Source organism: Vibrio plantisponsor (genome assembly GCF_013041605.1).
Classification (GTDB): domain Bacteria; phylum Pseudomonadota; class Gammaproteobacteria; order Enterobacterales; family Vibrionaceae; genus Vibrio; species Vibrio plantisponsor.
In genome coordinates this window covers 23,026-46,143 of the sequence record NZ_JABEQC010000002.1, presented here as the reverse complement: position 1 = coordinate 46,143, position 23,118 = coordinate 23,026, and the positions used below count along the sequence as shown (strand labels likewise).

Here is a 23,118-nt window from a genome sequence, read left to right as displayed (position 1 = left end):
TCAATTTAATTGCGCGCAATATCGCACGGATCGTTGTGAATTACCACCTGCATGACGATCTTAAAACGATCTTTCTGGTAATAACCACTGTACTGCTAACAAGTCATTCTATGCTAACCAGCAACAAAGCCTACAGCATCCATAAGCTTTGCTGTAATGCTTCTAGTTGGGAGACACGGTTATTCCGTGCCACCTACGGTCAACGCATCCAATTTCAGTGTTGGCTGACCAACACCTACTGGCACACTTTGTCCAGCCTTGCCGCACACACCAACACCACGGTCAATGCTCAGGTCATTACCTACCATTGAAACTTGCTGCATCGCTTCAATACCAGAGCCAATTAAGGTTGCACCTTTAATTGGGCGAGTAACTTTACCGTTTTCAATTAAGTAAGCTTCTGATGCTGAAAACACGAACTTACCGGAAGTGATATCAACCTGACCACCACCAAAGTTAGGCGCATAGACCCCTTTCTTCACCGTAGAGATGATCTCTTCAGGCGTATGTTGACCCGGCAGCATGTAAGTGTTGGTCATACGAGGCATTGGCAGATGCGCGTAAGACTCACGGCGGCCGTTACCCGTAGGTGCAACACCCATTAAACGCGCGTTGAGTTTATCTTGCATATAGCCTTTAAGAACGCCGTTCTCGATAAGAACATTGTATTGACCATTCACACCTTCATCGTCCACGTTCAGGGAACCGCGAAGATCTTTCAAAGTGCCATCATCAACAATAGTACAAAGATCGGAGGTCACTTTCTGTCCGATTTTGCCAGAGAATACTGATGACTCTTTACGGTTGAAGTCGCCTTCTAGACCATGGCCTACCGCTTCATGCAGTAGAACACCCGGCCAACCAGAGCCTAATACCACTGGCATAGTACCCGCAGGTGCTGCATCGGCTTCTAAGTTAACCAACGCCTGACGGATCGCTTCATCTGCATAAGCAAAAACGATCTTCTGTCCGTTCTCTTCATTTAAGAAATAGTCGTAGGTAAAACGGCCACCGCCACCAGCACTGCCACGTTCTCGGCGATCGCCACGTTGCGCTAATACGCTGATAGATAAACGAACTAATGGACGAATATCGCCAGCATAAGTACCGTCTGTCGCCGCAACTAATACTTGTTCATGCACGCCACTCAGGCTTACAGAGACTTCTTGAACGAGTGGTTCTTTGGTGCGGATGTAAGCATCTATCTGCTGTAGTAATTCTGTTTTCTTCTGTTTTTCCCAGCTTTCTAATGGGTTAACAGCCGCATAATAGGTTTGGTTACTATTGCGTTTAAAGGCTTGTACCGATGCATTCTGCCCTTGTTGCGCAATACCGCGCGCAGCAATCGCGCTTTGCTGCAAACCTTCTAACTGGATTTGATCGGAATAGGCGAAACCTGTTTTCTCGCCAGTGACAGCTCGCACCCCCACACCACAGTCGATGTTGAATGAACCATCTTTAATAATGCTGTCTTCCAAAACCAAAGACTCATGCCAGCTAGACTGGAAATAAATATCTGCATAATCAATCTGGCGGGTTGCGATGCTCGACAGAGTATCGGCAATGTCTTGCTCAGTAAGCCCTGCCGGTTTTAATAATGCTTCTTCAATGCGGGTTATACTCATGTTTAGCTCTTTTTCTCTATAAATTGCTTATGAAAGAATAAATTGATTGCGAAAGCGTGTGTGAGCACTAATAGGCATAGCAGCACGCACACTCTCTATTTGTTCTAACTCGATATCAACAACCAGACTTGCGGCATCCTGATCTAATGAAGCAATGATCTCACCCCAAGGGCTGATCACCATTGAGTGCCCCCACGTTTCTCGTCCGCAAGCATGATGGCCACCTTGACCAACTGCGATAACCCAACACTGGCTTTCTATCGCACGAGCTCTTAGAAGCACTTCCCAATGCGCCTTACCGGTTACGGCTGTAAACGCCGCAGGTACCAACAATATCTGAGCTCCTAATCGACGTAATTCTGCATACAGATTAGGGAATCGAACATCGTAACAGATGGACAATCCCAGCTTAGCAAAGGGCGTTTCTGCCACAACGATATCGTTACCCGGCGTAAACGTTTCTGATTCACGATAACGCTTGTGGCCATCAGCAACATCAACATCAAACATGTGCAGCTTATCATAGTGAGCCACAATTTGACCTTGCGGATTAAACAGAACAGATGTGGTAGTCACACCTTGATTCTCCGCTGAAGTTCGGCGAATCGGCATACTACCGATAAGAATCCAAACCTGCTGCTCTGTAGCTAAGCGCGAAATTCTTTCCTGAACAGGCCCATCACCCAGTTCTTCAGCACTGTTGTGGTAATTCTCTTTGTTACCAAACACTACCGCATTTTCTGGGGTAACCACCCATTTAGCGCCTTGCTTTGCCAGTAGCGTGGTTTGCTGTTCAATATAAGTGAGATTCTCATTCACATCCGAGCTGGATGTCATTTGAATTAAACCAATACGTTCCATGTAAATAGCCCAACCTACTTTTGTCTGACTTATTTTGCGAGATCTCTAAGTTTTTTCGGCAGCTTAAATTCACCGCGACTACGAGAGAGTTCTTTTACTGTCGGTGAATCCATCGGACCTTTCACCTCATAATTTACTTCGGTGAAAACTTCGACCACAGGTGCTATCACAGTGGTAATCGCCAACACATATAACGCCGTCTGCGGCGTTACCGCAAATGCGGTCAGTACCGGAATACCAGAAGTAATGTCCGGTACAAAGTTAACTTCTGCATCTACGGTACGAGTGTTGAGATCCGCTAATCCTTTAATGGTCATGTCACCAGCAATGGCATCCATCTTTATATCATTAGTAACAAAAATACCTTTATCAACTTCACCGCTGCCAGTGATCGAATCAAAGGCCATACCTTTATCGAATACATCACTGAAGTCGAGCTGCATTTTACGAATGATAGAGTCTAAGCTGAACAGACCCAAGAGCTTCGCAGCGCCGCTGACATCGGATATCACCCCTTTACCCAGCTCTGTTTTTACACTGCCTTGAACGGTGTTAACCTTCATCGACCAAGGAGCGCCATCCCATTGCAAATCGCTCCACATGTTGAACGAGGCTTTTTGAATTCCTGAACTGATACCGAATCGTTCCATCAGGTCGCTGTTGTTTTCACCCTGAACTTCAAACTTTAGCTTAGTGTGGCTGGTTGTGTCAGTCAGTGTCCAGTCGCCACTCATATGAACGGTATTGGTACCACTCACCACATCCACTTTTTTCCACTCCAGAGTGTTGCCTCTGCGCTGGAAATCCATATTCACTTTGCCAACTTTATAACCTTGCAGCCAAAAGTCGTTAATCACCAGAGTTAGATTCGGCATCAGGCGATGAAACTCGCGATCAAACTCGGAAATCAGAGGGTCAGATTGTTTAGTGTGTGATGTCAGCAAAGGCTTCGGCTTTTCTTCATCCAAAGATGGAACGAATACATGCAGGCGGTCAAATGAGACTGATAGATCATAAGGCTGAATATAATTGGCTTGCCCTTTTGCTTCTTGGCTTTCCAAGTTCATAACCCAGCCCAGGCCTTTCTGGCGAGCATTAAAATCAACATCGTGCCACTCAATCTCGGCAAGGGTCAGTTCTTGAGTTTTTAGATCGACACGTTGCGGAACTGGAATCTCCGGAGTGTTCATTTTATCTAGACTTGACTTGCCTGCTTTAGCAACAGGCACATCATTCATCACAGCGATCCATTCATCTAAATTAAATCGGTCAAGGCGAACCTGAGCATGGTGCCCAACCACGGGACTGATTTTAAAACCACCTTGTCCAAGCACCAAGTTGGTCGCTGTTAACACCGGGGTTTTAGGTCTGATATCAATCTCAGCCTGATACTTGGCTTGAGGAAGCTGAAGACGCGCAGTAATCGACTCCTGATTTCCCGAAGCCTGCAGATGCGCTTTGCCCGCTGTTTTCGTTTTCTTTGCCAATGGGTACGGGTATTCACTCGCAACCATTTTCAGGTCTGCGGTACTGTCTATCTGGTAAGTAAAGCCAACATCGTTTAACTGCAAAGCCACACTGGTTTGCCACGGTGCGTGACCTTTCAGACGCTTGAGCCAACGTTCTCCAACATAAGGCACCAGAGGTTTCACATCCCAGTCACCGATAACATCAATGTTTACCGCATAACCTTGAGGCGTACTCTCACCCTGAAAATCAAAGGAGATCGGTTGCTTTAACAACTTGGATGACAAGCCCGCAGCGGTAATCACATCGTTGTCGAAGTTAATGCGACCGGATACCGAATCCAACATCATTGGTGGAGCATCAATATCCACATGATTTTTTGACAACTCAGCCCAACCCCAAGCGCGAGGTTCTTTGTCTCGGGTAAACGGAATATTTAACTGAAATTCAGAAGTAACTTCACCGCTCACTTGAACGGCGTTAAGCGCCGCACCCACAGAATCAACCAACGGGGTCGCCGTCATATACGCTCGAACGGCATTCCCCTCCGCCACAGCACTGGCTTCAATCTCGATATGACCATCCGGCGCTAAACTTGGGATGCGCCCTGTGATTCGTTTGGCGTTCACATCCATTAACGTTGCCGCATTTGAATCTAAATACATGGCATCGTTTTCGAATAACAAATCCAATTGTAGATTAGTGATCGTCGGCCAAGCGGTGTCAAAACTAAACTTACCTTCTTTCAGCCCGACCCATGCCTGAAATACACCATTATTATCCTGATATGGAAATGAGCCTAAATCGCCATACCAAATCAGTTTGGCGGTATCGACTCGCCCACCTTGAATGGCGGTAGACAAGTAGTCAGTCAAATCATCGCCCAGCGCAAGAGTTGGCAAATAACGCCAAGTTTCACCCGCGTTATAAGCATCCGCTTCTAGATAAAATGACAGGAATGGACTTTTATCGTGTGGGAAATCGAGACGAAATGCGCCTAATGCCTGCAAGTCAGGAGTCGCAACAGTGACTTTATCAGCCCAAAGCGACCAACCGTCACTGCCCATTTGCCAAACCAAATTCACATCACCATGGCGAATGTTCAGTGGCGCCTGAAATACATCACCATACGGCAAGGTATCATCAATCAAGGTAGCATGGATGTTTGCAATATCGGCAGAACCGCTAATCTTTGCCTGAAGTTGATGCACTTCAGGAAGTAAGTACCATTGTGCGATTCGGCCATCTGTCAGCTGCGCTGAATAACGCAGGGAGTCTATGGTTTTCCCCATAGAAACTCGGATATCTTCCAATAGTCCGCCCGGTTTCAGGTCATGAATTAGCTTGGTTGATTGCTGAGAATCTGGCATCAAAGCCGCCAGAGGCAAGAGCGTTTCTACATCAATTTGAGAAAGATTTAACGTCCAGCCTTCTGGTTGCCAATCAAGAGCAACATCGAGGTCTGGCCAAGCCGTATCATTGGTACGTAGCTGTAAAGAGTGGGCATTAACCTGCCACCCTTTATCAGCAGGCATTAACTTAACTATGCCTGACTCCAGCAATAGTTCGTTGGAACTGCCTTCTTCCCCCCAGATAAGCTCTGACGGTTTCAGTTCAACATACCCATCAACAGGTTGATTGTGGTTCAGGGTCATCCACGCGTTAAAGCTTACTCTTCCGCGCTCAATACCTGTTTCTTCCTTCAGATATCGAGTTAACCAAGGGGTAACACGAAGATTGTCGGCACTGGCGTAGAAATCACCAGAAATATCAAGCAGCGAGCCATGGTCTTCAAAGTCAGCATTCACTAACAGAGAGTTGATATTGGCGTCCGCCAAGCTCACTTCACCTTCGGCAAAATGGTGAGAGCCTTTGTTTCGCCAACGCAGCTTAGCGATATCAAGCTGACGAATTTCGCCGGCCATTGTCTGGTACAAAATGGTTGAGTTAAGAAGCGAAAAATTATCAAGCTGGCGTAGGAACAGGTCGTCCAACAGCTGCACAACTTGTCCTTCATTGCTCGCCTCAGAGTTTGCGTCAGAACTATCGTCGCGCTCAGAATCAGCAATACGGTTCCAGTCAATGGCGCTGATATCCAACTTCATGCCATGAATGTTCATATCCGCTATCACCGGCTGGCGATTGAGCAGAGACTGAAATAAGTCAAATTCGATATCAATTTGCTGAGTAGATATGTGGATTTTACTGCTTACAGGAAGTTCCGCTCTTACTGCTTTAAGAGCGAGTGAAGGGTGCGTGTTTTTCCAAAAACCACGCACATCGGTCACTTTAAACTGTATGTTGGTTTGCTGAGTCGCCCAGCGCTCGATTTCACTTTGGTAGCGATTCATTTCAGGCAGCAGTACCCGCAAAGCAGTTACCACAACAGCCAATAACACCAATAGGCTAACAATAAGCCATAAAATAAATCGCCCAAGGCGGGTAAAGGTTGAGCTCACTCAATATCCTTTTACATCATCACAACATCAAATTGTTCTTGGATATACAGAGGTTCCGCTTGAATACGAACTTCTTTACCAATAAACAGCTCCAGCTCAGCAAGCGCATGAGACTCATCTCCTTGCAAAGTCTCTGCCACTGCCGGAGATGCGTACACAACAAACTTGTCTGAGTCGTAGGCTCGGTTCACTCGCGTAATTTCACGCAGTATTTCAAAGCAAACCGTTTCAACGGTTTTCACCGCTCCACGACCTTCACAAGTTGGACAAGTAGAACACAGAACATGTTCAATACTTTCTCGTGTACGTTTACGAGTCATCTCAACTAATCCCAACTGCGTAAATCCGTTGATATTCGTTTTGACTCGGTCTTTGCTGAGCGCTGCTTCCAGCGAAGCAAGTACTCGCTTGCGGTGATCATCGGAAGCCATATCGATAAAATCGATAATGATAATTCCGCCAAGATTGCGCAGACGCAGCTGACGAGCAATCGCTTGTGTTGCTTCGATATTGGTATTGAAGATGGTCTCTTCGAGATTACGGCGGCCGACAAAAGCGCCGGTGTTGATATCAACCGTGGTCATGGCTTCTGTCTGATCGATAATCAGATAGCCGCCAGATTTAAGCTCGACTTTACGCTCCAAAGAACGTTGAATTTCGTTCTCCGTGTCGTACATATCGAAAATGGGTTTATCACCTTCGTATAGCTCAAGTTTGTCGGTCAGCTCTGGAACGAATTCAGACGTGAACTCTTTGAGATTTTCGAACTCTAGACGTGAATCAACCAAGATGCTGGTCAGTTCTGTGCCGACAAAATCACGAATAATACGTTGAGACAGCCCTGGTTCACCGTACAGCGTTGAACGAGTTTTGTATTTCGCACGACGCTCCATCACTTTAACCCAGAGGCGTTTAAGGAAAGCCGCATCTTGCGCCAATTCTTTTTCGTCAGCACCTTCAGCCGCGGTACGAATGATGAATCCACCATTCTCGTCGCAATACTGTGCCACCACTGCTTTTAGGCGATTACGTTCAGCTTCACTTTCAATTCGCTGAGAAACACCTACGTGCGCAGAACCCGGCATATAGACCAAATAACGCGATGGTAAAGTAATATCTGTGGTTAAACGGGCACCTTTGGTTCCCAAAGGATCTTTCACGACTTGCACAACAATATCCTGACCTTGGCGAACCAATTCAGAAATATCGCGTACTTGGAACTGTTGTTTTTCGTTTTCCGCCACACATTCTGTGTGAGGAACGATATCTGAAGCGTGTAAAAAAGCTGCTTTGTCTAGGCCAATATCCACAAAAGCCGCTTGCATACCGGGTAGAACTCGACTGACTTTACCCTTGTAGATGTTTCCGACAATGCCTCTTTTTGCTTCACGTTCAATATGGATCTCTTGAAGGACTCCACCTTCGATCATTGCCACCCGTGTTTCACTCGGTGTGACATTCAAGATCAACTCTGCACTCATGAGCGCACCTCAATTTTTAATAATACTAAAATATAAATTCGTGCAAGAGCTGATCAGTTTCATAGAGCGGTAATCCCACCACTGCGTGGTAGCTACCTTCAATCCTAGTTACAAATCGCCCACCCAATCCTTGAATGCCATAACTGCCAGCTTTATCGCAAGGCTCACCACTTTGCCAATATTGTTCTATTTCTTGCTCTGACAAGGGTTTGAACCATACATCTGTGGTCACGACCACAGAACGATGTTTTTCTTTTGCAGCGACCGTCACGGCCGTCATTACTTGATGCTGAGTCCCCGAAAGATACTCAAGCATCTCTTTGGCGTGAGAAAAGTTTTGTGGCTTTTCTAATACGCGATTGTCTTGAACCACTATTGTGTCCGAGCCTAAAACCACATAGTCCTGCTCGTTCACATTAAGATTAGCCGCGTTTTGCTTAGCCAGTTCTAGGCCAGCTAAAGCCTTATCGCGGGACAAACGTTCTACATATTGAACGGGAGATTCACCGTCTAAACGCTTCTCTTCAACATTTGGGACTAACACATCAAACTGATATCCCAATTGAGAGAGTAGTTCTCGGCGTCTAGGTGAACCAGACGCCAGAATTAATCGTTGTTTGTTCATTCTATTTTATGTGCCAATGACGTCGAACTCGACGCAGCAATAAAAACATCCATGGCCAAAGTATACAGCTAATTAAACCACTCCAGAGAGATAATGGGTTAAATGTGACATCCTGAATGAGATACTCTCCAAAGAAAATCAACACTTCAAGCGCCATAGCAAGCAGACCAACCACAAAAGCTTGCTGCCAAAGTGCCATATTTCGCATCACTAGGAAGTTCATGGCGACAATGTAAATCACGATGGACATCATCATCCCTCGGATACCGAGAGTCGAGCCTAATAACAAATCCCAGAGAAGCCCTAGCACCAGAGCAGAACCCACATTGACACGGTGAGGCAGAGCAAGAACCCAATAACAGGTCACCAACAAGATCCATGATGGCCTCAACAGATCAAGGGAACCCGGCCAAGGGATCGTTTGGAAAATTAAGGCACACAGGAAAGAGCCCCAAATAACAAATCGGCCTCCCCAATCACTACTGCCCATCTGTTACGCCCTCTTCAATATCTTCTGGGTTTGCGAGTAATACTTTTTGTTGGCGGTCTTCATTCGGCCAAATCAATAACAAGTAACGTAAGCGATCAAAATCGACCACTGGCTTCGCTTTTATCGAAGCAAATTCGCGACGTGTATCTTTATCAACATCGGTAATGTAAGCCACCGGATATCCTTCCGGATAGACACCACCAAGACCAGACGTTACCAGCATGTCACCGACATCGATATCAGTACTGGTTGGAATGTGCTCTAACTGGATTTCGTCACTTTGTCCGTTACCGGAAGCGATCACTCGAATATCGTTACGGATATTCTGCACCGGAATAGCATTGTTCGGGTCGATAAGCAGTAATACACGGCTGTTGTGTGCGGCAACAAACGTCACCTGTCCGACAATACCTTTTTCATTGATAACAGGCTGACCTTCGTAGACACCGTCCGTTCTGCCTTTATCAATCACCACCTGATGGCGATATGGTGATGTATCAACAGCCATTACTTCTGTAACAACTTTCTTCTCATCACGGACAAACTCAGAACCAAGCAATTTACGTAAACGCTGGTTTTCTTCACGGTATTGATCAAGCAGGATTAAGTCGCTTTTAAGCGTCATTACTTCACGTTTCAGACTTTGATTCGAACTCAACAGTTGATCACGAGTGCTGAACAGAGAGTAAAAATCGTTAAACATGGTACGCGGCAAATCCGCAGCATACTGAATAGGCGCTACTAGGCTATTGAGCAAATAACGTACATTTGCGAATGCTCCTAAACGACTATCAGCCAGCATGAGGCTGGCTGATAACATGACTGCGAAGAACAGTCGTTGTTGGAGAGATGGTCCTCGACCAAATATTGGCTTCATCTTATAACAATCCTATTGGGCACCTCATTACAAGGTGCCTGACAAGCCATTACTCATCGCTGAACAGATCACCGCCATGCATATCGATCATTTCTAAAGCTTTACCGCCGCCACGAGCCACACAAGTTAGGGGTTCTTCAGCGATAACAACTGGAATGCCGGTTTCTTCAGTTAATAGACGATCAAGATCTTTTAGCAGTGCACCACCACCAGTCAGAACCATACCGTTTTCAGAGATATCAGAAGCCAGTTCTGGTGGACATTGCTCAAGCGCAACCATCACAGCAGAAACGATACCCGTTAGCGGCTCTTGCAGCGCTTCCAGAATTTCGTTTGAGTTTAGAGTAAAGCTACGTGGAACACCTTCAGCTAGGTTACGACCACGAACTTCAATTTCCATCACTTCATCGCCAGGGTAAGCCGAACCGATTTCGTGCTTAATTTTCTCAGCGGTTGCTTCACCGATTAAGCTGCCGTAGTTACGACGAACATAGTTGATGATAGCTTCATCAAAACGGTCACCACCGATACGAACAGAAGAAGAGTAAACAACACCGTTCAATGAGATAACTGCAACTTCAGTTGTACCACCACCGATATCGACCACCATTGAACCTGTTGGTTCAGAAACTCGTAGGCCAGCACCAATTGCTGCTGCCATTGGTTCATCAATAAGGTGCACTTCGCGTGCGCCTGCACCTAGTGCAGATTCACGAATCGCACGGCGCTCAACTTGAGTGGAACCACAAGGAACACAAACGAGCACGCGTGGGCTTGGTTTTAGGAAACTGTTGTCATGCACTTGACGGATAAAATGCTGAAGCATTTTTTCAGTCACGTAGAAGTCAGCAATAACACCATCCTTCATTGGACGAATTGCAGAGATATTACCCGGCGTACGACCTAACATTTGCTTAGCTGCATGACCGACAGCCGCTACAGTTTTTCCACCACGGCCTTTGTCTTGGCGAATAGCAACTACAGATGGTTCATCAAGGACAATGCCTTGACCTTTAACATAAATAAGAGTGTTGGCAGTACCTAAGTCAATTGATAGGTCGTTTGAAAACATGCCACGAAGTTTTTTGAACATATTCTTCGTTCATCCTGCAAGAATTGAAGATAAAAATTGCACTAAATGTACCAATGCCTTGCCGTCACAGCAAGGCATTGACGCATAAACATGGACTCAAACACGCAATTTCTAACATATTCCTAACTTAGGTTAAGAAAAATTGCTTGCTATTGTCCTGTTAGCCCACTTTCACCTCGGAAAATAATGCGGTCATTGCCACGATAGACCCCAAAAGTTACAACGGCGGACGGATCTTCATCGCCCCGATCGCGCCAGTTGTATTGTAACCAAGGTTGATTTGTATAACTTGTACCACAGCTTACATTCATTTCTGATAATTGTGGTGAAGTATCTGACATTCTGAGCCAAAAACGGATTTGCTCCCTCAAAGAGCTGGCATCCACATTAGAATGCGGCTTAGCAGAAAGCTTATTGCTAACACCATTTGTTACCGCAACGGCAGAATCCGCACCTTGAAGTGATGCACTCGAAGCAGAGCCAGAACCGGACCAAACCGTTTGCTGACACACATACCCGCCCAGAGAGACAAACGTAGAACCGGAGTCTTGCTCGTTTTCGATAAACCGTGAGCCATTCCAGAATTCGGTGCGCAGAGGAATATAAATGGTACTGGTTGAGGTTCCGCCCACATCATCGAGTACCATGCGACCGTAACGGATATCGGGTTGAGCTGAAAATGGCTTACCAGTGTCCAAGGTAACGCCTGAACTGTTGAGCTCTAAATTAGGTGCTTCTGATGTTTTGAAATCCACGCCATCGACTTTCACACCTGATGAATTTGCAGTCACACGAAGTCCAAAACCATCTTCATACGGGCCGTCTGCACGGGTAATTAAAGGACTAGAGGTAGTTTGTAACTTATTAAATTGAAATGGTGCATCACTCACCTGCAACTGAGCACCAGACCATTGACTGCTGCCATCCCAGAAATGCAGATCATAATCTTCGACACGAGAACCGAATTCACTGTTGTCATCAGAAGTGTTAACCGAAAGAAGCTTCACATCCGCAATCAGGCTCGGACTAAAACTGCTGTAGTTGGTCGTCGCCCCGCCCTGCATATTTTGTGCTTCAACGACAAAATCATAGGCAATGGGCTGTCCCATATACATAAATTCATCATGGTTTGATGAGTAGTTCCAGTTGTTGCTGATAAGCGATAACCACGCTGGATAGAAACGGCCAATGTCTCGATATCCCTGATTGATATTCATGCCAAAATAGCTTGCCTGAGTATCAGCATTTACACGTAGAACACCGACTTCACTCCACGCTAAACCGCTAAATGGCAAGTAACTATTGCTAACGCTTTCACTATTGCTAAGCACGAGCTTTCCTGACAATGTTCCATCGACCCCGCCACTTGGTTGGGCAACAGCATGAGTTAGTTCAACAGTGGATTTCAGCTCACTACCTGCAATGAAAAAATTCTGTGTAACGGGAGAACTACAGTAACTCGACGTTTCTATGGCTTCGATACCACTGACGGGATCACTGTCATTGCCCGTTGAAACCCAACGCAGTGGTCGAACATTTAGCGCAAACGCATTACCCGCTGAGGTAAAGCCAGCGCTGGAAGCATTACTAATATTACCGTTCATGGGCGCATTATTTGGCGAACAAATTGCGAATGTCCAAGGACGGGAGTAAACCGTAAACTGGCCTTTTAGCGTACCATTTCCGTCAATTGGGCAATCATCCAATTCGGCACAATCAAAACTATCATCGGTAAGAGTTACAGTCACTGTGCCTGAATCTTCTAGCATCAAACCACTACTTGATGCAGTTGAAATGCCTTCCTCCAGAACTGGAGAGAAAGTTAAAACACCTACGCCGTTGCTAGGTTCTTCCCACTGCCAGCTCACATTAGGTTGTCCATTAAAACCAACATCCACTTGTTCTCCGCTACTACACGCCAACGTGGATACAGTGGCCAGTTGTTGTTTATTGGCAATGACGAATTGATCTTCAACTGCAAATTTAAACGGGACGAACTGGTAACTGCCTGATACAGAATTGACATCCGAATAACCATCCAAACTTGCATTGATGGAGATCGTCTTACTCGCCCCTCCACTGGATAGGTCTATCGTTGCTTTACCATTAATAAAAGAAACACTGGTTACAATCCCATCAATATTGACCTTAGCTGTACCATTAAAATCAGTGGCAACAACGCCATCAGACAAGACTGAGAGTGTTGGCGAAAGCTCCTTACATACAAGGGCAATATCTGAGGTTGGAGAAAGAACCAAAGTGTAGTCATCTTCTGGATCTTCGGACTGCCAACAATCCTTCGATACAGTAGTTCTGGATACACGAATACCACTGTTCACCCAGAGGTAGTTTGCAGTGACCGAGCCTTCGATCGATACATCAACGTCAAAATACGCTTGTTTCGCTAAGATAAACGCTTTTAATACACCTTTAGATTTAAGGTGCATACTTGCCGTAGGACCATAAAAAGTGGGAATAACATAATCACTGCCAGCCCCTATATAACTGAATGTTATAGGGTTACCCATTTGAAAATCTGCGTCTTCTACCTTGACAGCATCAGTTCCATCTCCAACGATATTTAATCGCACTCCGCTTTCGAAAGACAGAGTCGTATCTCCACCCCCGTCGACAATAATTTGACCAAAATAAACATTCGCAGATTCAGTAAGATAAAGCCCAGAATTATTGCCTAGAGTTAGTTTGGTGACTTTTCTGCCGCCATAAAACTTAAATACTATCGGCTTTCCGGTATGGGCATTAACCGATAAATTGTTTAGATCGCGTTTAATCGTTATTACTATTTGACTACCACTATCGTCATAATCACACACATCACCATCACATAAATTTCGATAGTTATCGGGGCTAATCATCTCTAAAGACGTTGAAGCGTCAAAAGTAACATTTAAGGGTTCAGGTGTTGCCGCTTTACGCTGCGATAAATAACCATCATCATCTCCCGGATAGCACCCCATCCCCTGACAACCACTAGCTTCAGAATTTACATAAGAGATCCAAGTATCCGTGGTTTTATCAAAACCGACCCTCAAATTAGGCCATGACAGTCCATCTGGCCAAGGCCAGTCTTGGCTGTGAGTATATATATTTTGGCTATCGGCTAAATAATTGTCAGACCATCCGGAAATAGAAGCAGTGACGTCCGATAAGTTCAGCTCACTTGAAGGATAATCGTCATACACAGAATAATTAGTATCTTTTGTAATCCAACTTTGAACTGGTTGCGGGAAAAAATCACATACTCCGAGAGGAGTTGGTGCTTCTGGTAGTGGGGGAAGGGTCAAAGCTGATTCACATTCCAAGTTTGATACTTGAGACCCAAGAATATCTATATTAACAGAGTCTAAATCCGTTAAATCCGCAAGGGTACTCTCAATTAATTGCCAACTACCGTCCTGAAGAAGATAATAATAAAGTATACCCTGTTTATTGGCTGTATCTTCGGTGTCATAAGTTAACCAGATATTATAACTTTTATCTTTTTCAGTGACTTTATCCTTTATAACAGGAGAGGAAATTAGCTGGCTATTAGTCCACAATGCAATAGGAGATGCTGAAGCCTTAGCATTCCCCACACCTTTCTCCACATAGATAACTTCTCGGAGCTTAGCCTCTGAAATAGAATATTTTATACTGAAATTATTATTCGACTTTAAAGCTGAACACGTAGCAGCATCAAAAGCCATCGCAAAACTAGACCAACATGCAAACAATACAAGTAGAGAGTTCAATATTCGTCCTAATCTCACTCTGATCACTCCTTCACCCAAACTTCTTGCTTACGCTCAACCTGATATTGCCCGCTGCCACAAACAGCGACGCTCTCAACTTTGTAATAATTCACTGAATCTAATGGGATTAGTGAATAGCACTGAGTATTCACAGAACAACCTGCAAATTGAGTCATCAAATTATTTGCCTTAGTTTGCACATTTCCCCAATTGCTAAGACACACATTAGCAACCACGCTGTTAGCTGTGTTCAATGGATACAACTGAGTAAGTGCTAACTCATTAACTGAGTGAGCAACAAACCATGCTCTTGTTCCCAAAAGATCTTTCGATAATGCATCTCGGTTTGACCATTCCATACGAGCAAGCGCATTGGCAAGAAAGCCCATCACCACAATCACAAAGATAGCGACGATATAGAGATTGCCAGCCTGCTTTTTAGCGCTAGGGAACATACGTTTTCTATGGAACATTCAGCACCTGCACATCAATATCAAAGTGGCTGGATTCGCCATTTTGAGCAAAAGTTAATGCCAGATACACCACGCCACCTCTTTGCAGAGTGGGTTGTGCGTAACTGAACTCTCCCGAATTAACGCTATCGGCGACTTGGATACCATTACGAGTCACGCTTTGTGCAGAAAAGTCTAAGCAATAACTCACCAAATCTTTGTATATGAACAGCCTTTGGGCAACCGACTGACTCGGTAACGGAGAAGAAAGAGTAAAAGTGGTGTTGCTACCGCTCAATGGGAAGTTCGTATTTTGCCCCACAGCAAAATCCGTTTGTCTCGACGGATTAATAATCATCCTTAGCCCATCAAAACTAGAGGGAGCCGGTGTATTTCCGACAATAAAACTCAGAATCTTATTGTCACTGCCGGACAAAGCATAAAAACCAGAATAAACAATAGGATAAAACGATAAACATTGCTGTCCGGCAGAACTACTAACAGCAAAGCTGTTTGGTACTGCGTGGCGAATTTCACGGGTCATTTTTTCTAATACAAATTTGGCTTGAGTCTGCAATCTTTGCCTTGCTACGGTATCGGAATAGCCTTTACTGCCCAGTTCCACAAACCCCGCAATACCCAAAACCAAAATAGCGCCCACCACCATGGTCAAGACCATTTCAACCAGAGTGAAACCACGAACTTTCATTAGTAGTTTCCTCGAAAACCAGTGAAATCGAACTCACCGTAACGCCCAGTATCAATCTTGATCTGGATTTTCTTCATGGTCGCGGTGTCGTAGCTAACATCGATTGTTACCGTGAAATGCGCATACTTACTCGCTATCTCAGTGCCCAGAATATTGCTAAGAGGGTACCCTGAACCTCCACAATCGTTCGTGCTGTCTGTCCACCAGCAACCGATGTAGTCGTCAACATCGTTGAACTGAGCGGGGTTACTTTCGCCTGAATCACGTCCCAATGTAGTAGAACATGGGTTAACTACCCCATTCCTATCCGGTTCATCACAGCGATATTGCCCACCATCAAAATCGCTGTTGTTATCAAAGCCTCGTGCAAGAATTTGACTCATCAGACTTTGCCCTAAGTTAGCAGCACGAGTTTGATAATGCGGCGTCGCAGAACGCTCAATTTGAGGGTAAAGAAAACTCACGAGAGTCACCATGGCAAACCCAAGGATCACCATAGCCATAATACTTTCAACCAGCGTAAATCCGTTGCTACGTTTCATCAGCAACTTCCTTTCGCCACATAGCCTTCCGAGTTCAAACATAGTGATGTCGAGTTTGCAGATGAGGCAATATTGATTGTCACGCCATTAGACGCACCACCTAAAGGATTGCCCAACAAGCTAAATTCAATAACGGAAAGAGAAGGCGAGCTGGTGAATGTGAGTTCATCATTCCGCAACAAGTCACTTCTTCGGTCATCATTAGCAGAGCTGCATGCCTGTACTGAGCCGATACAGTGGTTGGTTATTTGCAAAGCATAATCACTGTTTGCCGAAGTGGAAGATAAGTTGGATTGCATTCGGTCAATTTGAATTTGACGAATAATAGAGATGATTTGCTCTTGTGCGGCAAACGCAGAAACACTGGAAACACCGGAAAAACGGCTGGCAGCGTAGATAGAAAGAAAAGAGACCAAAAGGATCACGACTATCAGTTCAACTAATGTAAAACCCTCTTGATCTCTTTGCATTTACTCACCAATATTAGCAGCCATCAGTGTCCGTGACAGCTGTTGAGGCTTCAGAAGCAGATGTTGCAGCAGTGTATGTAACATAGCATTTTGTCGCTATAATGGCGGCAGAATCTGAGCTATCAGTAATGCTATCTGTTAAAAATGTTGCAACTAAACTCGTTGCAGGATCACCCACCTGTGCATAAGCCCAATCGTCATCAAACCCTTTAACAGCGGCTACAATTCCATCTTCATCAGCAGTAGGATACCCATAGTTAGTAGTGATATTTTCATCACCAACAGTAGGTGGAGTAGTCGCTGTTGATGCCTGATTCTCTATTCCAGCTATCGCTGCTTTACCATAAACAATACCAGCTGCACCATCCATTGCGCCTTTTAACCCCTGTAGCGCAGAAACGCGAGCATCACCTTGTAGGTTTAGGAAACGAGGAGCAGCTGTCACTGCAAGGATACCCAGAATTACAATGACTACGACCAATTCGATAAGGGTGAAACCACCTTGTCTTTTCATGAACTATCTCTCTTTCTAACAAGCTAAAAATTAATTGAAAGTGACCGCTACGCGACCAGTTTTTATGTTGTAAACAAACTGATGTGCACTGCTCTTTTCTTGTTGTATATAGGTACAACTAGCATTGGCATTATCAGCGATGGCTGAATATTGCAGTGAGGCATCACTACTTACTTCAGCGGCTGTCCCTACCTTTGGAGAGCTATGAAGCAAGTTCTCCATCAAATCCACACAGGTTTGATCAGTAATCGTTTCCGAATAAACGCTTTGTCTTAAAGCTAGCGGATAACCATCACTGAATCCCGTACTGCTGCCTGCACTCGTTTTTGAACGAGTGAGCCAAAACTCCACACCGTCATAGTCGACGAGGTTATATTTTTCACCACCAGATATTACCGACGGCCTTGCCTGAGCTTCCCATTGAGTTCGCGCAGCCATAACAGCAGATAAAAAACCACTGGCAACACCTTGAATACTCGCCTCTCTTGCATCATCAATCGTACCTAATAACCTAGGTAAAGCCGTCACAGCTAATAAGGCGACAATAACGACAACAATGATTAATTCGAGTAAAGAAAAACCCGGCACTCTCTTATTCATTTTAGAACCAATACCTCTTCAGCAGAGGAATTATACCTACCCTCATACGGAATATCGCATGCGCTACGTCAATAAAACATTAAAGCCAATGTTTTTAAAGGATTTTTATTAAATAAGTTATCCTTTCATCGCATCCATCATGTTCCACATAGGTAAGAAAATACCCAAAGCCAGAATCAATACCATATCAGCAACAATCACCAGTAAAATCGGCTCAATCCGAGCGGTTAAGGTTTTTAAGTCATAATCCACTTCTCGGTCATAAAAATCCGAGACTTCCAGCAACAACTCATCAATTCGTCCCGTTTCTTCGCCTACAGAGATCATTTGAATCACCAGAGGCGTAAAAATATTGGCATTAATGGCCGTTGATGAAACGCTGCTACCGGCTTCAATTGCAGATTTCATTTCCATTAAGCGAGCTTCGAGGAATTTATTATCCAAAGCCTCAGCTGACAATGCCAAAGACTGATTTAACGGAACGCCTGAATGCAACATCAGAGAAAACGTACGTGAGAATCGAGATAACTGTGCTCGATTGACGATTCCACCAACTATCGGCATTCGCAAACGAAACTTATCCCAGCGCTCTCTTCCTTTTGATGTCCCCAACCAAGATCGAAAACCGAAAAACGCTATCGCCATTGCTACCAGCATAAACATCCAATAGTTGACGAAAAAGTTCGACATACCAATCAAAATTCTGGTTGGCAAAGGCAAGTCCACACCAAAGCGATTAAACATAGTCGCAAACTGCGGTATTACTTTGACGTTCAAAATGAACATAGCAATAACAATAAAGCCAATAACAAAAGTGGGATAACGCATTGCAGTCTTAATTCGCTTACGGGTTTCCACTTCTTGTTCATAGTAGTTCGCCAATTGCAGCAGAGCTTGATCCAATCGACCTGTGTTCTCGCCCACATGAACCATAGATACAAACAGTGAGCTAAACACTTTCGTATGCATCTGCATCGCAGCGGAAAGACTGCGACCATTGGTCACTTCACTACAAATCTGTTCCAATGCATCTTTTAACTGCTTGTTTTCACAGTTCTGCGCCAGACCTCTCATTGAACGCAGTAAAGGCACGCCTGCTTTGGTTAAGCTGTACAGCTGGCGACAAAAAATCACCAATACTTCCAGTGGGACAACTGGAGCAAACAACTCTTTCCAATCAATAGTGGCCATACCAACACCGGATGCCCCTTCACTAATAGAAGTAGGGATAATCCCTTTATTGATCAATGTTTCAGCAGCAACATCTTCGTTAACGGCTTCTAAGCTGCCTTTCGTAACGCTGCCATCTAAATTGCGTCCTTGGTACTGATAAGTCGGCATACCTTTCCTTACAGATAATTGGCCTTACAGATAAATAGGCTCAGCGGCTGCGTGAGCTTCACCTTCACCCAACGCCATGACTTCATCAATACTGACGATACCTTTAACTGCCAGCTCCATCGCTGATGCGAGCAATGGCTTATAGTTCTCTGAAGCTCGGGCGGCTTTGGCAAAGCCGATAGAATCATCAGCGCGCAATGCATCCATCATATGGTGCTCAAGCTCCAGCATTTCGAAGACACCAATACGACCTTTATAACCCGTTAGGTTACAGTTCTGACAGCCTCGACCATGCACAAATTGTGAATTAACTTGGTTAGGAAAACGAACCGCAAGCCACTGCTTCTGAGCTTCATCCAACTCATCATGCGTCTTACAATCTGGGCAGACTTTACGTACCAATCGCTGAGCAATCACAGCTCGAACAGCACTCGCGACTAAATAGCCAGGAGCCCCCATATCAATTAAACGTAATGCGGTTTCCACAGCATCATTGGTGTGCAAGGTACTCAAAACCAAGTGACCAGTTAGTGCGGCTCTCAAACCGATCTCCACGGTTTCTTGGTCACGCATCTCACCGATCAGGATAATATCGGGATCCTGACGTAAGAAGGTTCTCAATAAAGTCGAGAAATCCAGACCAATTCGAGAGTTCACCTGTACTTGGTTGACTCGCGGCAGTCGGTATTCCACAGGGTCTTCTGCCGTAATAATTTTTTTGCCCACTTCATTCAGTTCACTTAGCGCGCCGTACAAAGTGGTTGTTTTACCCGAACCTGTCGGCCCTGTGACGAGGATCATACCATGCGGGCGCTTAAGCTGACGTCGGAAGCGCAGTAACAGCTCGTCAGGAATACCTGATTTATCCAGCTCCCGAATACCAGAGGACTGGTTTAATAAACGCATTACAACCGATTCACCATATTGCACAGGCATTGTCGACATACGAATATCAACCGACTGTCCTTTAGCTCGGATGTTAAATCGGCCATCTTGCGGCAGACGTTTTTCAGAAATATCGAGATTAGCCATTAGCTTTAGTCGCGAAACGAGCGCTGATGCGATACCCACTTCGTTTAAAACCGTTTCATGAAGAATGCCATCCACACGCTGACGAATACGCAATATCTTTGAATCTGGCTCGATGTGAATATCCGACGCCCCCACCTGAATCGCATCTTCAAACAGCGAGTTAATCAGCTTAACAACCGTCACTTCTTCACTGTCATCATTAGCAATATCAAAGTCGAACGCTTCTGTAACTTGGTGTTCAGCCTGTAACTGTTCAGCGAAAGAGGCAATTTCTTTGGTACGGCGGTAATAACGGTCAAAACCATCCACCAGTTGCTTCTCTGGTGCGATAACAAACTCAAAGCTGTACTGAGACAGTTGGTTGAGGAGGGACTCCTGAGCAAACAAATCCGCAGGGTCACTCATTGCGACACGCAGAGTATCGCCATTGCGGCCAATCACGAGTGCACGCAGACGGCGTGCATGAACTTCGGAAAGCAGCTGTACCGCGTCAATATCGACCGTCGCACGGCTCAAATCAATCAGCGGAATCGCCAGTTGCTGAGACAAAAAGCTCAGCATTTGCTGTTCAGATAAGAAGCCTAACTCAATTAAGGTATCACCCAGCTTACGACCAGTATTCTTCTGAGCTGACAATGCCTGCCCAATCTGTTCGTCAGTAACAATGCCCTCTTCGACCAGCAAGTCACCCAGTCGTTTTCTTAACTTAATTTGCATTGTTGTTCTCCTCTAGGTGATTCAGCACATCTAGACGATTACGAATAAAGGCTTGTGACTGAATCGATACCCCAACCTTTGTTAACGCCTTTTGATAAGACGCTTTCGCCTCTTCTAACAAAAACGAACGCTCTTGCTGAATCGCTAAACCCAGCCACCAGCGGCCATTGTTCGCCTCTTTCTCAGTTAGCTTCTGATAGCTTTCTAGTGCAATTTCATTCTGTTTCACTTTTTGCGCCAACGCCGCGCGTAATGAAAGATACTCCACACTTACCGATGCAGGTAAATAAGCGAGCGGTGTTAATGCCGCTTCTGCTTGCTGCTCTTTCATCAACAATTTTGACAGCGCAATTCTCAAAGTTTCACCTTCAGGGTTTAGTTCGATACCACGCTGCATCAGATCAAATGCTTTGCGCACTTCACCTTTACCGTAATACAACGCCGCCAATTTTTGACGTACAGATTCATTATCCGGCGTATAACGAAGAGCCTCGCTGTAAGCACTGACCGCATTTTGAAAATCGCTAGAATCCATTGCTTTATTTGCTCGGGAAATTGCTTTTTCTGCCAGTTTTTCAGGGCTCATTTCTACCTGCTCAATGGTTACTGTGTTCTCTTGTACGCTTTTCGATTCTGAAGAAACCGTTACAGGCGCCTGAGTTGCTGAACCTGAGTTCACTGGTGCAGAAGTGGTATTGCTCGCTAACAACACAGGCTTTTGAATGCGTGTTTGATTCCCTGCCGCCTCATTTGAAGCAATGACCTTTGGCGTTGTGATTACTGGTTCAACAGGCTGTGCAAAATTGGTAGCGTCTGTTGCTTCTTCTCTAACTAGATGAGATTCCAATAGAGGCTCTTCAATCGGCGCGGAGTGATAAACCACCACTGATGCCTGATTTACTTTCTGTGTTGGTGAAGCAACAACGGGAGCAGGTTCAACAAACGCCTTTACTTGCATTGGTTGAATGCTGACTTGGGCATTCTGTACTTCCGGCGCTTGCTGCGACACAGCCCAACCGCCAACCGCTAAACTCAGACCAAACCCTGCCATCATCCATACCCAAATTGGACGTGTTTTGATTGGCTCAACGTGCGCTTTCTCGATCGGGTCAAGTGATGATTGCTGCTTATCGGCAAGTTGAGATAAAGCTTTGTTCATAACACTCATCAATGGCTCCATCCCCAGATAACTGGAGTTTTATGTTTGGGTTTACAAGTATCGTACGTATCGTGAATAGCGGCGTATAGCTGCTGGTTTCTCACCCGCAGGGTCTTTTCGTAGAAAGCAAGCAACAGGGTTTTATGACACACCTGATTGATAAGGCGAGGGGTTCCCTGACACGCTTTCCAAATCGCTTTCTTCTGATTCAAACTGAACAGCTCACCTTGATAGCCTGATTTAGACAGTCGATTGTCAATATAAGCAACGGTTTCCGCCATATCTAATGGTCTTAACTTGGCACTAAAGGTAATTCGCTGACGAAACTGCCTTAAATGGTATTGTTCGAGTCTTTCATCCAACTCTGGTTGCCCAATCAATACCAGTTGTAATAACTTGGTTTGCTCTGTCTCCAAATTGCCGAACAGCCGCAGCACTTCAAGCGCTTCGTCTGATAGCGCTTGGGCTTCATCCAGCAAAGCTACCACTCGTTTTCCACTGAGATGGGATTCAATAAGTCGCGCCTGAATAGCTTCAACCAAACCCACTTTAGAACATTCATTAATGTTCAGTTCTTTTGCTATCGCCGTACGTAAATCGTCACCACTCAAGGCTGGATTGGGTAAATATATCAGCTGGACATACTCTTTGAGATGAGTGAGCAGCATTCGACACACCATGGTTTTACCGGTTCCGATTTCACCGGTTACTTTAATGACACCTTCACCCATCTGCAGAGCCGCGCTGACGGTTTGAATTGCTTCATAATGCGGGTCTAGCCCCAGAAACAAACCAGTATCAGGCGTTAATTGAAAAGGCTGTTGTGTAAGACCAAAGTGCTCCAAATACATA

19 protein-coding genes are annotated in these 23,118 nt (G+C 45.1%); all 19 read right to left on the bottom strand.

Annotated elements, in window-relative coordinates:
- Positions 1–179 precede the first annotated feature (179 nt).
- Positions 180–1,625: a metalloprotease TldD gene (tldD, locus tag HKI82_RS03540; RefSeq protein ID WP_102942745.1), complete on the bottom strand. Its 1,446-nt coding sequence runs from the start codon at positions 1,623–1,625 to the stop codon at positions 180–182.
- Between the two features lie 27 nt (positions 1,626–1,652).
- Positions 1,653–2,486 (bottom strand): carbon-nitrogen hydrolase family protein, encoded by an 834-nt coding sequence (locus HKI82_RS03535; RefSeq protein WP_171137243.1) that lies wholly within the window; start codon positions 2,484–2,486, stop codon positions 1,653–1,655.
- A gap of 29 nt (positions 2,487–2,515) precedes the next feature.
- Positions 2,516–6,412 carry a YhdP family protein gene (locus HKI82_RS03530; RefSeq protein WP_171137242.1) on the bottom strand — a complete coding sequence of 1,299 codons (3,897 nt, stop codon included), beginning with the start codon at positions 6,410–6,412 and terminating at the stop codon, positions 2,516–2,518.
- Between the two features lie 11 nt (positions 6,413–6,423).
- Entirely contained in the window at positions 6,424–7,893 is a 1,470-nt protein-coding gene (gene rng / locus HKI82_RS03525; protein WP_042489298.1) for a ribonuclease G, read from the bottom strand.
- Positions 7,894–7,918: 25 nt separating this feature from the next.
- Positions 7,919–8,518 carry a Maf family protein gene (locus HKI82_RS03520; RefSeq protein WP_042489301.1) on the bottom strand — a complete coding sequence of 200 codons (600 nt, stop codon included), beginning with the start codon at positions 8,516–8,518 and terminating at the stop codon, positions 7,919–7,921.
- Between the two features lies 1 nt (position 8,519).
- Positions 8,520–9,008, bottom strand: a complete 489-nt coding sequence (gene mreD / locus HKI82_RS03515) for a rod shape-determining protein MreD (protein WP_042489304.1) — start codon at positions 9,006–9,008, stop codon at positions 8,520–8,522.
- On the bottom strand, positions 8,998–9,885 hold the full coding sequence (mreC, locus tag HKI82_RS03510) for a rod shape-determining protein MreC (RefSeq protein ID WP_171137241.1): 888 nt from the start codon (positions 9,883–9,885) through the stop codon (positions 8,998–9,000). The genes mreD and mreC overlap by 11 nt, the downstream gene beginning before the upstream one ends.
- A gap of 49 nt (positions 9,886–9,934) precedes the next feature.
- Positions 9,935–10,978, bottom strand: coding sequence for a rod shape-determining protein (locus tag HKI82_RS03505; RefSeq protein ID WP_042489310.1), 1,044 nt, complete (start codon positions 10,976–10,978; stop codon positions 9,935–9,937).
- A 149-nt stretch (positions 10,979–11,127) separates the two neighbouring features.
- On the bottom strand, positions 11,128–14,283 hold the full coding sequence (locus tag HKI82_RS03500; protein ID WP_171137240.1) for a DUF6701 domain-containing protein: 3,156 nt from the start codon (positions 14,281–14,283) through the stop codon (positions 11,128–11,130).
- Between the two features lie 470 nt (positions 14,284–14,753).
- A complete protein-coding gene (locus tag HKI82_RS03495) occupies positions 14,754–15,203 on the bottom strand; it encodes an MSHA biogenesis protein MshP (RefSeq protein ID WP_240956644.1) in 450 nt (149 codons plus the stop codon).
- Complete coding sequence (locus HKI82_RS03490; RefSeq protein ID WP_171137239.1) at positions 15,193–15,891, bottom strand: PilW family protein; 699 nt, start codon at positions 15,889–15,891, stop codon at positions 15,193–15,195. Before HKI82_RS03490 ends, HKI82_RS03495 begins: the two co-directional genes overlap by 11 nt.
- Positions 15,891–16,433: a type IV pilus modification PilV family protein gene (locus HKI82_RS03485; RefSeq protein ID WP_171137238.1), complete on the bottom strand. Its 543-nt coding sequence runs from the start codon at positions 16,431–16,433 to the stop codon at positions 15,891–15,893. Before HKI82_RS03485 ends, HKI82_RS03490 begins: the two co-directional genes overlap by 1 nt.
- Positions 16,433–16,903, bottom strand: a complete 471-nt coding sequence (locus tag HKI82_RS03480) for a type II secretion system protein (protein WP_171137237.1) — start codon at positions 16,901–16,903, stop codon at positions 16,433–16,435. The genes HKI82_RS03485 and HKI82_RS03480 overlap by 1 nt, the downstream gene beginning before the upstream one ends.
- Positions 16,904–16,916: 13 nt before the next feature.
- Positions 16,917–17,417 (bottom strand): type II secretion system protein, encoded by a 501-nt coding sequence (locus tag HKI82_RS03475; protein ID WP_171137236.1) that lies wholly within the window; start codon positions 17,415–17,417, stop codon positions 16,917–16,919.
- 30 nt (positions 17,418–17,447) lie between these two features.
- On the bottom strand, positions 17,448–18,017 hold the full coding sequence (locus HKI82_RS03470) for a prepilin-type N-terminal cleavage/methylation domain-containing protein (RefSeq protein WP_171137235.1): 570 nt from the start codon (positions 18,015–18,017) through the stop codon (positions 17,448–17,450).
- Between the two features lie 117 nt (positions 18,018–18,134).
- Entirely contained in the window at positions 18,135–19,358 is a 1,224-nt protein-coding gene (locus HKI82_RS03465) for a type II secretion system F family protein (protein WP_171137234.1), read from the bottom strand.
- Between the two features lie 24 nt (positions 19,359–19,382).
- Positions 19,383–21,107, bottom strand: coding sequence for a GspE/PulE family protein (locus tag HKI82_RS03460; RefSeq protein WP_171137233.1), 1,725 nt, complete (start codon positions 21,105–21,107; stop codon positions 19,383–19,385).
- A complete protein-coding gene (locus HKI82_RS03455; RefSeq protein ID WP_171137232.1) occupies positions 21,097–22,275 on the bottom strand; it encodes a tetratricopeptide repeat protein in 1,179 nt (392 codons plus the stop codon). The genes HKI82_RS03460 and HKI82_RS03455 overlap by 11 nt, the downstream gene beginning before the upstream one ends.
- The gene (locus HKI82_RS03450; protein WP_171137384.1) at positions 22,275–23,117 is read right to left on the bottom strand and encodes an ExeA family protein; all 843 of its coding nucleotides are present in this window, start codon (positions 23,115–23,117) and stop codon (positions 22,275–22,277) included. Before HKI82_RS03450 ends, HKI82_RS03455 begins: the two co-directional genes overlap by 1 nt.
- Between the last annotated feature and the right edge of the window lies 1 nt (position 23,118).

Excerpts from the sequence above, each read along its gene's own strand:
- tldD (WP_102942745.1), bottom strand. The coding sequence starts at position 1,625 with ATGAGTATAACCCGCATTGAAGAAGCATTATTAAAACCGGCAGGGCTT.
- HKI82_RS03485 (WP_171137238.1), bottom strand. The coding sequence starts at position 16,433 with ATGAAACGTAGCAACGGATTTACGCTGGTTGAAAGTATTATGGCTATG.
- HKI82_RS03470 (WP_171137235.1), bottom strand. The coding sequence starts at position 18,017 with ATGAATAAGAGAGTGCCGGGTTTTTCTTTACTCGAATTAATCATTGTT.
- HKI82_RS03490 (WP_171137239.1), bottom strand. The coding sequence starts at position 15,891 with ATGAAAGTTCGTGGTTTCACTCTGGTTGAAATGGTCTTGACCATGGTG.
- HKI82_RS03495 (WP_240956644.1), bottom strand. The coding sequence starts at position 15,203 with ATGTTCCATAGAAAACGTATGTTCCCTAGCGCTAAAAAGCAGGCTGGC.
- HKI82_RS03480 (WP_171137237.1), bottom strand. The coding sequence starts at position 16,903 with ATGCAAAGAGATCAAGAGGGTTTTACATTAGTTGAACTGATAGTCGTG.
- HKI82_RS03460 (WP_171137233.1), bottom strand. The coding sequence starts at position 21,107 with ATGCAAATTAAGTTAAGAAAACGACTGGGTGACTTGCTGGTCGAAGAG.
- HKI82_RS03465 (WP_171137234.1), bottom strand. The coding sequence starts at position 19,358 with ATGCCGACTTATCAGTACCAAGGACGCAATTTAGATGGCAGCGTTACG.
- rng (WP_042489298.1), bottom strand. The coding sequence starts at position 7,893 with ATGAGTGCAGAGTTGATCTTGAATGTCACACCGAGTGAAACACGGGTG.
- HKI82_RS03475 (WP_171137236.1), bottom strand. The coding sequence starts at position 17,417 with ATGAAAAGACAAGGTGGTTTCACCCTTATCGAATTGGTCGTAGTCATT.
- HKI82_RS03535 (WP_171137243.1), bottom strand. The coding sequence starts at position 2,486 with ATGGAACGTATTGGTTTAATTCAAATGACATCCAGCTCGGATGTGAAT.
- mreD (WP_042489304.1), bottom strand. The coding sequence starts at position 9,008 with ATGGGCAGTAGTGATTGGGGAGGCCGATTTGTTATTTGGGGCTCTTTC.
- mreC (WP_171137241.1), bottom strand. The coding sequence starts at position 9,885 with ATGAAGCCAATATTTGGTCGAGGACCATCTCTCCAACAACGACTGTTC.
- HKI82_RS03505 (WP_042489310.1), bottom strand. The coding sequence starts at position 10,978 with ATGTTCAAAAAACTTCGTGGCATGTTTTCAAACGACCTATCAATTGAC.
- HKI82_RS03520 (WP_042489301.1), bottom strand. The coding sequence starts at position 8,518 with ATGAACAAACAACGATTAATTCTGGCGTCTGGTTCACCTAGACGCCGA.
- HKI82_RS03455 (WP_171137232.1), bottom strand. The coding sequence starts at position 22,275 with ATGAGTGTTATGAACAAAGCTTTATCTCAACTTGCCGATAAGCAGCAA.
- HKI82_RS03450 (WP_171137384.1), bottom strand. The coding sequence starts at position 23,117 with ATGTATTTGGAGCACTTTGGTCTTACACAACAGCCTTTTCAATTAACG.